The organism is Streptomyces sp. NPDC054866, assembly GCF_053610745.1.
In genome coordinates this window covers 186,933-200,060 of record NZ_JBSGZA010000009.1, presented here as the reverse complement: position 1 = coordinate 200,060, position 13,128 = coordinate 186,933, and the positions used below count along the sequence as shown (strand labels likewise).

The window sequence follows — 13,128 nt, the reverse complement described above, 5'->3', positions numbered from 1 at the left end:
GGCGCTGTGCCCCGCCGGGGTGGGCGGGGGCTCGCGGGCAGGCGTCTGTCTCATCACCGCGCGGCAGCTCCGGGCCGCGCCCACCCGCGCCGAAGCGCACGCCCAGTGCATCGCCATCCGGCAGCTTCGGGCTGTGCCCACCCGTTCCGCCCTGCGGAACGCCTGCCCACAGAAGAGAGGCCTCGGCCGGATCCGCCAGTCCCGCCTCCCTACCCCCGCAAAGCCTCCTCCACAGCCCGAGCCACCCCCGCAGCCTGCTCCCCCGGCAGCGGCGCCCCCGCCCCCGTCACGTAGAACGCGTCCACCGCGTTGGCACCCAGCGTCGACACATGCGCGCTCCGCACCTCCACCCCCGCCGACTCCAGCGCCCGGCCGATCCGGTGCAGCAGGCCAGGCGCGTCCTGGGCCCGTACTTCGATCACCGTCGCGAGGCGTGAGCCCGCCGAGGCCACGGTCACCCGGGGCGGCGGCGCGACCGTCCCCCGCCGCCTCGGGTACGCCGCGTCCCGTTCCGCGAGCCGTGCCGCGATGTCCAGTGAGCCGTCGAGCGCCCGCACCAGATCCGCCCGCAGCCGCGCCGCCTGCGGCAGCGACCCGTACTCCGCCGCGACCCGCCAGTTCAACAGCAGCACCGAGTCCTCGATGCCGGAGGGCAGCCCCACCCCCCGCAGCTCAGCCGTCCGCACCGCGAGCCGATGCATCGCAAGGACCCCCGCGACGGCGGACAGCACGCCCGGCTGCTCCGGCACCGCGATGATCAGCTCCACGCCCAGCGGCTCGGGGTCCCCGGCCGGCTCCTCCGCCGAAGTGCCCTCCGTCTGCGCCCGCAGCGCAAGCACAGGCCCACCCGTACGGAACGCCTCCACCGCGAGCCGCTCCTGCTCGGCGGTGGGAGCGACGTCCTCCACTCCCTCCGGCTCGTCCCCCGAAAGCACCGCCCCCACCCGCTTCACCAGGTCGGCGACGAGCGAACCCCGCCACGCGGACCACGCCGCCGGGCCGGTGGCCAGCGCGTCCGCCTCCGTCAGTGCGTGCAAAAGCTCCAGTGTCCCCTGCGAACCCACCGCGTCCGCGACCGCCCGTACCGTCGCCGGGTCGTCGAGGTCCCGCCGCGTGGCCGTCTCGATGAGGAGCAGGTGATGCCGCACCAGGGTCGCGAGGACCGCCACATCGCCCCGGTCGAAGCCGATCCGGGCCGCGACGTCCCGCGCGATGATCTCCCCGGCCACGGAGTGGTCCCCCGGCCAGCCCTTCCCGATGTCGTGCAGCAGCCCGGCCACAAGCAGCAGGTCGGGCCGCCCCACGCGCCGGGTCAGCTCCGAGGCCCGCACCGCCGTCTCCACCAGATGCCGGTCGACGGTCCACGTGTGCACGGCATTGCGCTGGGGCCGGCACCGCACCCGCTCCCAGTCCGGCAGCAGCCGGGTGATCAGCCCCTCTGCTTCAAGGGCCTCCCACACCTCGACCGTCGGACGTCCCGCGCCAAGGAGCGTCACCAGCTGCTCCCTCGCCTCCGCGGGCCACGGCGTGGACAGGGGCCGCACGGCCGCGGCCATCCTCCGCACCGCGTGCAGCGACAGCGGCAACCCGGCCTGCGCAGCCGCGGCAGCCGCACGGAGCGGCAGCACGGGATCCCGCTCGGGCCGGGCCGCCCGGGCGAGGACGACCTCCCCGTCCTGCTCCACGACCCCCTCGGCCAGCGGCGACCGCTCGGCCGCCACCCCCTTGCCGCCGCCCAGCATGGCCCGCAGCCGGGGCCGCACGGACCGGGACCGCAGCACCCTGCCCACCTCGCGCCACGTCACGTCACTCGCGTACGAAACGGTGCGCGCGGCCTCGTACACCTGACGGAGCAGCGTGTCGGCGTCCAACAGGCCCAATTCGGCGGCGACTTGATCCTGTTCCTGTAGCGCGAGCCGGTCCGTGGCCCGCCCCGTGGTCAGATGCAGCGCGTCCCGCACGTCCAGCAACCGCCGCCGGGCATCGGAGAGCCCCTCACGAGGCGCGTCGGCCAGCCACGAAGCGGCGACGGCCCGCAGCGCGGTCGCGTCCCTCAGGCCGCCCCGCGCCTCCTTCAGGTCCGGCTCCAGGAGATAGCTCAACTCCCCCTGCCGCTCGGCCCGTTCCTCGCACAGCTCCCGCAGCTCGGGCAGCCGCTTCGGCGCGAGGTTCCGCCAGTCGGCGAGCACCGCCGTACGCAGCCCCGCGGTCAGTCCGAGATCCCCCACGACGTGCCGCGCGTCGAGCAGCCCCAGCTGCACCTTGAGGTCCTCGCCTGCGGTCTTGCGTGCCTCGGCGGGCGTCCGTACGGAGTGGTCGAGCGCGAGGCCGAGATCCCAGATGGGGTACCAGATGCGGTCCGCGAGGGCCGCCACCTCACCGGCGTCCGCGCTGCCGTCGTGCAGCAACAGCAGGTCGAGGTCGCTGCGCGGCGAGAGCTCCCCCCTGCCGTAGCCGCCCACGGCCACCAGTGCGGCCCCCCGTGGCGCGCCCGCGGCCGTGAACAGGCCGGTCAGCCAGTCGTCCGTGAGATCGGCGAGTGCCGAACGGCGCGGCGGCCCGGACTGCGCCTCCCCTTGAAGGAGCCGCAGCCGGGCCGCCGCATAGCCGCTGGGTCCGGAGTCTTCCGAGTCCGATTCAGTACGTACTTCCACACTCGTCACCCAGCAGCTCCTGTCAGTCCCGCTCAGTTCCGCTCAGTTCTGTCAGCTCAGCCCTGCCGACAGAGCTCACAGCGCATCCGGCCCGCGTTCGCCGGTCCGTACCCGGACCGCCGTCTCGACCGGGACGCTCCAGACCTTGCCGTCACCGATCTTGCCGGTTCGGGCGGCCTTCACCACGACATCCACGAGCTGTTCGGCGTCGTCGTCCTCGACCAGGACCTCGATCCGGATCTTCGGCACGAGGTCGACGGTGTACTCCGCGCCACGGTAGACCTCGGTGTGACCGCGCTGGCGGCCGTAGCCGCTGGCCTCGGTGACGGTCAGGCCCTGGACGCCGAAGGCCTGGAGGGCTTCCTTGATCTCGTCGAGCCGGTGCGGCTTGACGACCGCGGTGATGAGCTTCATGCGTCAACCCTCTTGTTCTTCTCGTTCGCAGCCTTACCGGCGTCCTGGGCCGGCGAGCCGGGCACGGCGGCGGTACGGGGCGCCGTGCCACCGCCCGCGCCACTGAAGTCGTACGCGGTCTCGGCGTGCTGCACCTGGTCGATGCCCGAGACCTCCTCGTCCTCGCTGACCCGCATTCCGATGGTCTTGTCCACCAGGAGGGCGAGGATCGCGGAGGCGATCATGGAGTACGCGAGGACGGCGCCGACACCGGCGGCCTGCTTGCCCAGCTGTTCGAGACCGCCGCCGTAGAAGAGGCCCTTGGCGTCGGACTGGACGCCACCCGTGGCGAAGAAGCCGACGAGCAGCGAGCCCACGACACCGCCGACGAGGTGGACACCGACGACGTCGAGGGAGTCGTCGTAGCCGAACTTGAACTTCAGGCCCACGGCCATGGCGCAGAGCAGACCGGCGATGGCGCCGATGGCGATCGCGCCGAGCGGCGAGCAGGAGCCGCCGGACGGGGTGATCGCGACGAGACCCGCGACGGCGCCCGAAGCGGCGCCGAGGGTGGTGAACGCGCCGTGCCGGATCTTCTCGTAGGCGAGCCAGGCCAGCATGGCCGCGGCGGTGGCGACCTGCGTGTTCAGGAACATCATCGCGCCGACGCCGTCGTCGTTGCCCAGCCACGATCCGGCGTTGAAGCCGAACCAGCCGAACCAGAGCAGTGCGGCGCCGAGCATGACCAGCGGCAGGCTGTGCGGCCGCATCGGGTCCTTCTTGAAGCCGACGCGCTTGCCGATGACCAGGATCACGCCGAGCGCGGCGGCACCGGCGTTGATGTGCACGGCCGTGCCACCGGCGAAGTCGATGACGCCGAGCTCGAAGGCCCAGCCGCCCGCGCCCCACACCCAGTGCGCGACCGGGAAGTAGACGACCGTGGCCCAGAGCGCCACGAACAGCGCCCAGGCGGTGAACTTCACGCGGTCGGCGAGCGCACCGCTGATCAGCGCGGGCGTGATGATCGCGAACATCAGCTGGAAGACCGCGAAGACGTACACCGGGATGGTGTAGCCGTCCCACAGCTCGTTGAGCCCTATGCCGCTCAGGCCGACGTAGTCGGAGGACCAGCCGAAGAGGCTGCCGTGGTCGGTGCCGAACGCGATGGAGAAGCCGTACAGCACCCAGAGGATGGTGACGATCCCCAGACTGATGAAGCTCATCATCAGCATGTTCAGCGTGCTCTTGACGCGGACCATGCCTCCGTAGAAGAAGGCGAGTCCCGGCGTCATGAGCATCACCAGGGCGGAACAGATGAGCATGAACCCTGTGTTGGCGGCAGACAGCTGCGGGGCTTCTGCGGCGATCGTGATGCCTGGGGGCATCGGCGTCTCCTCGTCGTCGTATGCGGCCTGTGCGGGCGGGGCCAGGGCCTGCCGTCACACTCCCGTCGTCCGCCCGAAGGGCGGGCCGCGCGGCGTCAGGTGCGTGCTCTCGGCGCGCCGGGCGTAGACCCTCGTACTGGACGTACTCGGGTCTGCGCCCGGTGCGGCGAGAGTGCGTGCATGGCGTCGCGCGGCAGACGGGAGTGTGACGGCAGGCCCTAGAGGGGGTGGGCCGTTATGCGCCATGAGATTGGCCCAGCGCCGTTTCAGGGGGCGCCCCTCGATGTTTCGCCGCAGTGACGAAGAGGTCGTGCGTGTTACGCGTCCATGAACTGCCGGGTCAGGCGGGGCACGATTTCATACCCTGCGCACACCGCACGAACCGGCCGCGGCGGCCATCCGATTGACCTGGCGTGGGGGAGCCGAGTCGGGCAGTTCGGGATGGGCCGGCCGCGGCCGGAGTTCTGGTGGGGCGCCGTCAGACGGCCTCCGCGGATTCCGGCATGTCGACGGCGAGCCGGTCGGTGAGCTGCACGACTTCGGCGACGTCGCCGAAGTCCCGCACGGCGGTGTCCACGGTCTTGCGAAGGCGGGTGTTGACCCGCTCGGAGCGGACCTTCTTGGCGATGGTGAGGGCCTCGCCCGCGAGCACCGTGCTCTGCTCGGGCTCACGCTGGAGCAGGTGGACCGTGGCCATGCCGATGAGGTTCAGTGCGTACGAACGCTGGTGCTCGGAGTCCTTGCCGAAGAGGTCGACGGCGCGCTCCATGACGGGCTCGGCGAGCGAGGCGTACGTGGGGCTGCGGCCCGCCACATAGGCCAGGTCGCGGAACGAGTGGGCGTTCTCGCCGTTCAGCTCGGCCTCGGAGAAGAAGCGGATCCAGTCGGGCTCGGGCTCGTCGAAGTCGGCGGCGTCGGCGAAGGTGTCCTCGGCCATGCGCACGGCCCGCTTGCACTTGCCGGGCTGGCCCATGCTGGCGTAGGCGCGGGCCTCCATCGCATACAGCATGGCCTGGGTGCGCGGACTCGCGCAGTCACGGCTTCCGTACTGCGCGAGGTGGATCAGTTCGAGCGCGTCGTCGGGCCGCCCGAGGTGGATCATCTGGCGGCTCATGCTGGAGAGGATGTACGAACCGAGCGGCTTCTCGCCGGCTTCCTTCGCGGCGTGCAGGGCGAGGACGAAGTACTTCTGGGCGGTGGGCTGGAGGCCGACGTCGTAGCTCATCCAGCCGGCCAGCTCGGCCAGCTCGCCCGCGACCTTGAAGAGCCGCTTGGACGTGGCCTCCGGCTGGGGCTCCTGCAACAGGTCCGTCACCTCGTGCAGTTGGCCGACGACCGCCTTGCGCCGCAGGCCTCCCCCGCACTGCGCGTCCCACTGCCGGAACATCACGGTCGTGGACTCCAGGAGGTCGAGCTCCGGTTTGGAGAGCCGGCCGGGCCTGCGGGACGGCGTGGGCGGCTCCGGGTCGCCGACGGGGGACATCGGGCCGGGGACCAGCCAGCGCTGCATGGGCTCGATGAGGGCGGGGCCCGCGGAGAGCGCGAGCGAGGTGCCGAGGAAGCCGCGCCGGGCCAGCATCAGGTCGCTGCGCGAGAACTCACTGATGAGCGCGACGGTCTGGGGCCCGGTCCAGGGCAGGTCGACGCCCGAGACGGAGGGTGACTGGTGCGCGGCGCGAAGACCGAGGTCCTCGACCGCGACGACACAGCCGAACCGCTCGGAGAACAGCTCGGAGAGAATGCGCGGGATGGGCTCGCGGGGGTTCTCGCCGTCCAGCCAGCGCCGCACGCGCGAGGTGTCGGTGGAGATGTGATGCGCACCCAACTGCCGCGCCCTGCGGTTCACTTGGCGCGCGAGCTCGCCCTTCGACCAGCCGCTGCGCACGAACCAGGAATTGAGCAGTTCGTTGGGGCGCTTCTCAGCGTTCGCACCACTTCCGCCATTGCCGCCCACTGGAACGCCCCCATCCCTCACGACACTTACACGCGGTCCACGCCAAGCCCTACCAGAATGCCGCCCATTGCGGCTCTCCGTCCGGAGAACGTCACCCATCGAACAGGAAACCGACTTGCCTCCGGCATACCCACGAGTGCACGACATTCAGGGCCCGTGCACTGAAAGTAATCCTACGATCACCCCTCCGGCGAGGGCGATCGCGGAAACGCCACCATTCGCCACCCCTTCGAATGAACTCCCGGCCCGCTACAAGCGATTGACTTGACAGTGGACGACCGAAGGTGGGCGGAAGGGAGCACTCGGGGGCGCGAATGACAGCGCGCACACCCCTGAAGTCATCTGGAGCCATCGGGCGCCGCACAAAAACACAGGGTCACGATCCGATTCCGTCACGTAACCACACCGCGCTCGACCCGTTGGAGGGGGCATGGGCTTCACGATCGGCGGCATCCGGGGGACCGACAAGCCTCGCACCGGTTCACGGCGGCGCGGCCGCGCGTCGGACTGCACCGCGGTGGCGGAGTACACCGGACTGTGGGGATGGGCCGCGGTCCCCGGCGCACGCGCCCTGGACGGCCGCTGCTCCTGCGGCGCGGCCGACTGCGCGGCCCCCGGCGCCCACCCCCTGGAGTTCGCTCCCGAGGTCCCCGCCGGGGCGACGCTCGACGAAGTGACCGAGGCCTGGGCGCAGTTCCCGGGCGCCGCCGTACTGCTGCCCGTGGGGCGCGCCTTCGACGTCATCGAGGTGGCCGAGGCGGCCGGACGCAGGGCGCTGGTCCGCCTGGAGCGCATGGGCCTGCCGCTCGGCCCGGTGGCCGCCACCCCGCAGGGCCGGGCGCACTTCTTCGTCGCCCCCGGCGCCGCCGCCGAACTCCCCCAGCTGCTCTACCGCATGGGCTGGGACGACGCCGGCATCGACCTGCACGGCCTCGGCCCCGGCACGCACATCACGGCCCCGCCGTCCGACCGCGGGGGCCTTGGCCCGGTCCGCTGGCTCCGCGCGCCGGACCTGGACTCGGCGACGCATCCGCCGCAGGCGCGGCTGGTGCTCGGAACGCTGGCGTACGTCGCCCATCGCTCACCGGCGTAGCCAGGCGCCCGCGTAGCCACGCGCCCGCACACGAAATGCCCCACCCCGGCTGCACCCCGGGGTGGGGCATTTCTTCGTGCGTGGCGCCGGGCGCCGGGGTGGCTACTCGCCGATCAACGCGTCCACGAACGCCTCGGGCTCGAACGGAGCCAGATCGTCCGCGCCCTCTCCGAGCCCGACCAGCTTCACCGGCACGCCCAGCTCGCGCTGGACCGCGACGACGATGCCGCCCTTGGCCGTGCCGTCCAGCTTCGTGAGGACGATGCCGGTGATGTCGACGACCTCGGCGAAGACCCGCGCCTGCACCAGGCCGTTCTGCCCGGTCGTGGCGTCCAGGACGAGCAGCACCTCGTCCAGCGGCGCGTGCTTCTCGACGACGCGCTTGACCTTGCCGAGCTCGTCCATCAGGCCGGTCTTGGTGTGCAGGCGCCCCGCGGTGTCGATGAGGACGACATCGGCGCCCTCCGCGATGCCTTCTTTGACGGCGTCGAAGGCGATCGACGCAGGGTCGCCGCCCTCGGGGCCGCGGACCGTGCGCGCGCCGACGCGCTCGCCCCAGGTCTGCAGCTGGTCGGCGGCGGCCGCTCGGAACGTGTCGGCGGCGCCGAGGACCACGGAGCGGCCGTCGGCGACCAGGACGCGGGCGAGCTTGCCGGTGGTGGTGGTCTTGCCGGTGCCGTTCACGCCGACGACCATCACGATGCCGGGGGTCTCCAGGCCGGACTCGGTCTTGACCGTGCGGTCGAACTCCGGGCCGACCAGGGTGATGAGTTCCTCGCGCAGCAGGTTGCGCAGGTCGTCCGGGGTACGGGTGCCGAGCACGCGGACGCGCTCGCGCAGCCGCTCGACCAGTTCCTGGGTGGGGGCGACGCCGACGTCGGCGGTGAGGAGCGTGTCCTCGATCTCCTCCCACGTGTCCTCGTCCAGGTGCTCGCGGGAGAGGAGCGTGAGCAGCCCCTTGCCGAGCGCGTTCTGCGAGCGGGAGAGCCGCGAGCGCAGACGGACCAGGCGACCTGCCGTGGGCTCCGGGGTCTCGATCTCCGGAGCGGCCTCGGGGGCCTCTTCGGTGACGACCGGCGCCTCGGCACCGGCGCCCGGGAGTTCCACCTCCTCGATCGTGCGGCGCGGTTCGTCGCGCGGCGTCTCGGCCTCGTCGCCGACATGCGGCTCGGCCGGAGGGGCGGTGATGGTGGGCGTGGACGACGGGGCCTGCGGCGGCAGCTGCTTCTTCTTGCGGCTGCCGATCACGAGCCCGCCGAGCGCGCCGATCACGACCACGGCGATGACTACAGCAAGGATGACGATTTCCATAACCCACCCAGTATCAGCCATGGGGGCAACAAGGGCCCAGGCTGTAGCTTCCCCCAAAGAACATAAGCTCATAGAGGGCACTACTCGGACTAAAGTACGATGGAGCTCTCCGCATCAACGCGCGTAGAGTCCAACGCGATCACCCCCACGGACGGATCGCGGCGTTGCGATCCGAGCGAGAGGCACGGACCCACCCCATGAGCACCACCGCCGAAACCGAAGGCGCCCTGGAGACACGCGGCCTCGAGCCCGTCCCCGACTCCGAGCGCACCGGCCGCACCCGCGAGCTGTTCCCCACCTGGGTCGCGGCCAACATCAGCGTCCTGCTGCTCACCATGGGCGCCGGTCTCATCGTGACCAACGGCCTCAACTTCTGGCAGGCCCTGGTCGTCGCCCTCGTCTCACCGGTCCTGAGCTACGGCATGGTCGGTCTGATCTCCATCTCGGGCAAGCGCGGCGGCTCCCCCGGCATGACGCTCTCGCGCGCCGTCTTCGGCCAGCGCGGCAACCTCTTCCCGGGCTCGCTGATCTGGGTCGCCCGCTGGGGCTGGGAGACGATCAACGCGGTGACGGGCGCGTACGCGATCATCACCGTCCTGGACATCTGCTTCGGCGTGAAGTCCAGCACGTGGCTCACCGTGGTGACGCTGATCATCTTCGTCGCCTGTACGTTCGTGATCAGCGGCCTGGGCCGCAAGGTCCTGCACGTCTGCAACACCTGGGCGACGTACCTCTTCGGCGCGTTCAGCGTCCTCGTCCTGGTCTACCTGGTGGCCAACACCCCCTGGTCGGACGTCTTCTCACAGTCCGCGGGCTCCACCGCGGCGATGATCGCGGGTATCGGCGTGATCGCCGCCGGCGGCATCAGCTGGGTCCCCACCGGCCCGGACTTCACGCGCTACCTCCCGCGCAAGGCCTCGAACAAGGCCCTGGTGGGCAACGCCATCGGCGGCGCCGGCATCGTCGTCGTACCGATGGTCCTGATGGGCGCGGTCATGGCGGTCAGCACGCCGAGCCTGTCGGAGGCCTCGGACCCGGTCTCCTTCCTCGGCAAGCTGCTTCCCACGTGGATCGCGGTGCCGTACCTCCTGATGGCCCTGATCGGCATGCTCCTGATCAACTCGATGTCGATGTACTCCGCGGGCTTCACCGCGATGACGCTCGGCATCAAGGTCCCGCGCACATGGGCCGTGTCCATCAACGCCCTCATCAGCCTGATCTTCGGCTACCTCCTGATGAACGTGGCCACCAGCTTCATCGGTTCGTTCATCTCCTTCCTGACCCTGCTCGCGGTCGCCTTCTCCGCCTGGATCGGCGTCTTCGGCATCGACATGCTGCGCAGGAAGACGTACGACGGCGAAGCCCTGATGGACACCAAGCGCACCAGCGCCTACTGGTACAAGGCGGGATTCGCCTGGCAGGCCATGACGGCGTGGGCGATCGCCCTGGTGGTCGGGCTGCTCTTCACGAAGGTCGACTGGTTCGCCGGCCCGCTCGCCACCTCCTGGATCGGCCGCAACGGCCTGGGCTGGCTGGCCACGATCCTCATCGCGGCCGCGCTGTACGCGGTGCTTCCGAGGACCCCGGCCGTCGAGGCGCCCGAGGGCAAGGGCGAGACCGAGCTGATCTCGGCCTGATCCGGAACAACTGCCCCCGTACCCTGGCCATCTGACACCGCGTCATCTAACGTCCCTCTTCGCCCGCCCACGGTGAAGGGGGACGTTTTCCATGCCCGTCACAGTCGTACGCTTCAACCTCGTCGATCCGGACGCGACACCCGCCTCGCTGAGCGAGCGCTACAAGGCCGCCCTGGAGATGGCCACGTACGCCGACGACCGGGGCATCTCCACCGTGCAGACCGAGGAACACCACGGCGTCGGCAACAACTGGCTGCCCTCGCCCTTCACCTTCGCCGGCGCGGTCTTCGGCGCGACCCGCCGCATCGCGGTCACCGTCTCCGCGATCATCGGCCCGCTGCACGATCCGCTGCGCCTCGCCGAGGACATCGCCGTACTCGATCTGCTCAGCGGCGGGCGCCTGGTGACGGTGGCGGGGATCGGCTACCGGCCCGAGGAGTACGAGGCGTTCGGCGTCGACTGGAAGCGGCGCGGCAAGCTCCAGGACGAGCTCCTGGAGACCCTGTTGCAGGCGTGGACGGGCGAGCCCTTCGAGTTCCGCGGCCGCACCGCGCGCGTCACGCCGCGCCCGTTCACCCAGCCGCATCCGATGCTCCTGGTCGGCGGCTCCTCGCAGGCGGCAGCCCGCCGCGCGGCCCGGCTCGGCCTGCCGTTCTTCCCCAGCGCCCATCTGCCGGACCTGGAGGCGTACTACAACGAACGCCTCGCGGAGTACGGCACCGAGGGCTGGACGATGATGCCCGCCGCCGAGACCCCGCTCCTGCACATCGCGGACGACCCGGACCGCGCCTGGGCGGAGCACGGCGAGCACTTCCTGCACGAGGCGCGCACCTACGCCTCCTGGCAGTCCAAGGACATCCGCTCGGCGGTGAAGTCCGCCGCCACCACGGTCGAGGAGCTGCGCGCCGAGGGTGTCTACCGCGTCCTCACGCCCGACGAGTGCGTGGCGTACGTGCGGGGCGGCGCCGCCAATCTCGTACTGCATCCGCTCTCCGGAGGGATGCCGGTCGACGAGGGATGGCGCAGCCTGCACCACTTCTGCGAAAACGTACTGCCCCGGCTCAAGGAATAGGTCCTTGAACCGGGGCAGCTTCCTCAGAGGAGGGGCAGCGGGGATTAGCCCATCTCCTCCAGGGTCTTGCCCTTCGTCTCTCTGACGAACTTCATGACGAAGGGGATCGAGATCACGGCGAAGGCGCCGTAGATGATGTACGAGCCGGTCAGGCTCCACTCGGACATGCTCGGGAACGTCTTGGTGATCGCGAAGTTGGCGAGCCACTGGGCCGACGCGGCCACACCGAGGGCGGCGGCGCGGATCCGGTTGGGGAAGATCTCGCCGAGAAGGACCCAGACCACGACGCCCCAGGAGAGGGCGAAGAAGAGCACGAAGAAGTTGGCGGCGACGATCGCGGTGACGCCCTGCGCGTTCGGCAGCGTGACGTTGTCGCCGGTGCCCGAGCGGTACGAGAACGCCCAGGCGCAGGTGAAGAGCGCGAGCGCCATGCCGGCGGAGCCGATGATGGCCAGCGGCTTGCGGCCGATGCGGTCGACGAAGATCATCGCGATGACCGTGCCGACGATGTTCACGATCGACGTCTCGAACGAGTACAGAAACGAGCTGCTCGGGTCCTGGCCGACCGACTGCCACAGCTGGTTCGAGTAGTAGAAGATCACGTTGATGCCGACGAGCTGCTGGAACACCGAGAGCCCGATGCCGATCCAGACGATCGGCAGGAAGCCGACCTTGCCGAGCAGGTCCTTGAACGAGGACTTGTGCTCGCGGCGCATGCCCTCCTCGATCTCGGCGACGCGCGCGTCCAGGTCGATCTTGGTGCCCTCGACCTCGCCGAGCACCTTCTTCGCCTCGACGTCACGGCCGACCGAGATCAGGAAGCGCGGCGACTCGGGGATGACGAAGGAGAGCACGCCGTACAGGACGGCCGGGATGACCATGACGCCGAGCATCAGCTGCCAGGCTTCGAGGCCCATCAGCTTGCCGCGCTGGTCGTCGTCCGCCAGCTTCAGGATGCCGTAGTTGACCAGCTGCGACACGGCGATACCGATGACGATCGCGGCCTGCTGGAAGGAGGCGAGCCGGCCTCGGTACGCGGGCGGGGCGACCTCGGCGATGTAGGCCGGGCCGATGACGGAGGCCATGCCGATGCCGATGCCGCCGATGAAGCGCCACATCGTCAGGTCCCACGCCGCGAACGGCAGGGCGGATCCGACGGCGCTCGCCGCGAAGAGGACGGCAGCGATCTGCATGCAGCGGATGCGGCCGATGCGGTCGGCGATGCGCCCGGCGACCGCGGCACCGACGGCACAGCCGAGCAGCGCGGTGGCGATGATCCAGCCGAGCATGTTCGCGTCGACGTCGAACCGGTGCTGGATGGCGACGGTCGCGCCGTTGATCACGGAGCTGTCATAGCCGAAGAGGAAGCCGCCCATGGCGGCGGCCGCCGTGATGAAGATGACATGGCCGAGATGGTCCGGCCTGGCCTCTCTGCCTTCGGGCTGCGGCGCCTTCGTTGTGCTGGTCACATGGACTCCTCGGGCCACCGGCAACATCGCCGGGGGTGGGGGTGAGCACTTCAAGTGGCGCACAACTTCACGCCGCCCACCACCTGAAGGTAAAAGCAACGTTGCAGAGACTATGCCTTCAAGTTTCGAAGTCAATACCTGGGTTCCTGTGAATTTCAGG

General features: G+C 70.4%; 9 protein-coding genes. 3 read left to right on the top strand and 6 right to left on the bottom strand.

Annotated features, from left to right (window positions below):
• Positions 1–209: 209 nt before the first annotated feature.
• The 4 genes from ACWGI2_RS35670 to nsdA all read right to left on the bottom strand — a co-directional run bounded on the left by ACWGI2_RS35670 (position 210) and on the right by nsdA (position 6,386).
• Complete coding sequence (locus ACWGI2_RS35670) at positions 210–2,663, bottom strand: [protein-PII] uridylyltransferase (protein WP_453699974.1); 2,454 nt, start codon at positions 2,661–2,663, stop codon at positions 210–212.
• 66 nt (positions 2,664–2,729) lie between these two features.
• Complete coding sequence (locus ACWGI2_RS35665; RefSeq protein WP_249587501.1) at positions 2,730–3,068, bottom strand: P-II family nitrogen regulator; 339 nt, start codon at positions 3,066–3,068, stop codon at positions 2,730–2,732.
• A complete protein-coding gene (locus tag ACWGI2_RS35660) occupies positions 3,065–4,432 on the bottom strand; it encodes an ammonium transporter (protein ID WP_453699973.1) in 1,368 nt (455 codons plus the stop codon). Before ACWGI2_RS35660 ends, ACWGI2_RS35665 begins: the two co-directional genes overlap by 4 nt.
• Positions 4,433–4,910: 478 nt before the next feature.
• Positions 4,911–6,386 (bottom strand): transcriptional repressor NsdA, encoded by a 1,476-nt coding sequence (gene nsdA / locus ACWGI2_RS35655; protein ID WP_453400956.1) that lies wholly within the window; start codon positions 6,384–6,386, stop codon positions 4,911–4,913.
• Positions 6,387–6,816: 430 nt separating this feature from the next.
• Between nsdA and ACWGI2_RS35650 the strand changes: the two genes are divergently transcribed.
• Positions 6,817–7,479: a bifunctional DNA primase/polymerase gene (locus tag ACWGI2_RS35650; RefSeq protein WP_453400957.1), complete on the top strand. Its 663-nt coding sequence runs from the start codon at positions 6,817–6,819 to the stop codon at positions 7,477–7,479.
• 102 nt (positions 7,480–7,581) lie between these two features.
• On the opposite strand, the gene ftsY is transcribed toward ACWGI2_RS35650, so the two are convergent.
• The gene (ftsY, locus tag ACWGI2_RS35645) at positions 7,582–8,790 is read right to left on the bottom strand and encodes a signal recognition particle-docking protein FtsY (RefSeq protein WP_453400958.1); all 1,209 of its coding nucleotides are present in this window, start codon (positions 8,788–8,790) and stop codon (positions 7,582–7,584) included.
• Positions 8,791–8,987: 197 nt separating this feature from the next.
• On the opposite strand from ftsY, the gene ACWGI2_RS35640 reads away from it, so the two are divergent.
• Entirely contained in the window at positions 8,988–10,427 is a 1,440-nt protein-coding gene (locus ACWGI2_RS35640; protein ID WP_453699971.1) for a purine-cytosine permease family protein, read from the top strand.
• Between the two features lie 91 nt (positions 10,428–10,518).
• Entirely contained in the window at positions 10,519–11,499 is a 981-nt protein-coding gene (locus ACWGI2_RS35635) for an LLM class flavin-dependent oxidoreductase (RefSeq protein WP_453400960.1), read from the top strand.
• A gap of 44 nt (positions 11,500–11,543) precedes the next feature.
• Here ACWGI2_RS35635 and ACWGI2_RS35630 read toward each other — a convergent pair whose 3' ends face one another.
• Positions 11,544–12,995 carry a sugar porter family MFS transporter gene (locus ACWGI2_RS35630; protein WP_453700125.1) on the bottom strand — a complete coding sequence of 484 codons (1,452 nt, stop codon included), beginning with the start codon at positions 12,993–12,995 and terminating at the stop codon, positions 11,544–11,546.
• Positions 12,996–13,128 lie beyond the last annotated feature (133 nt).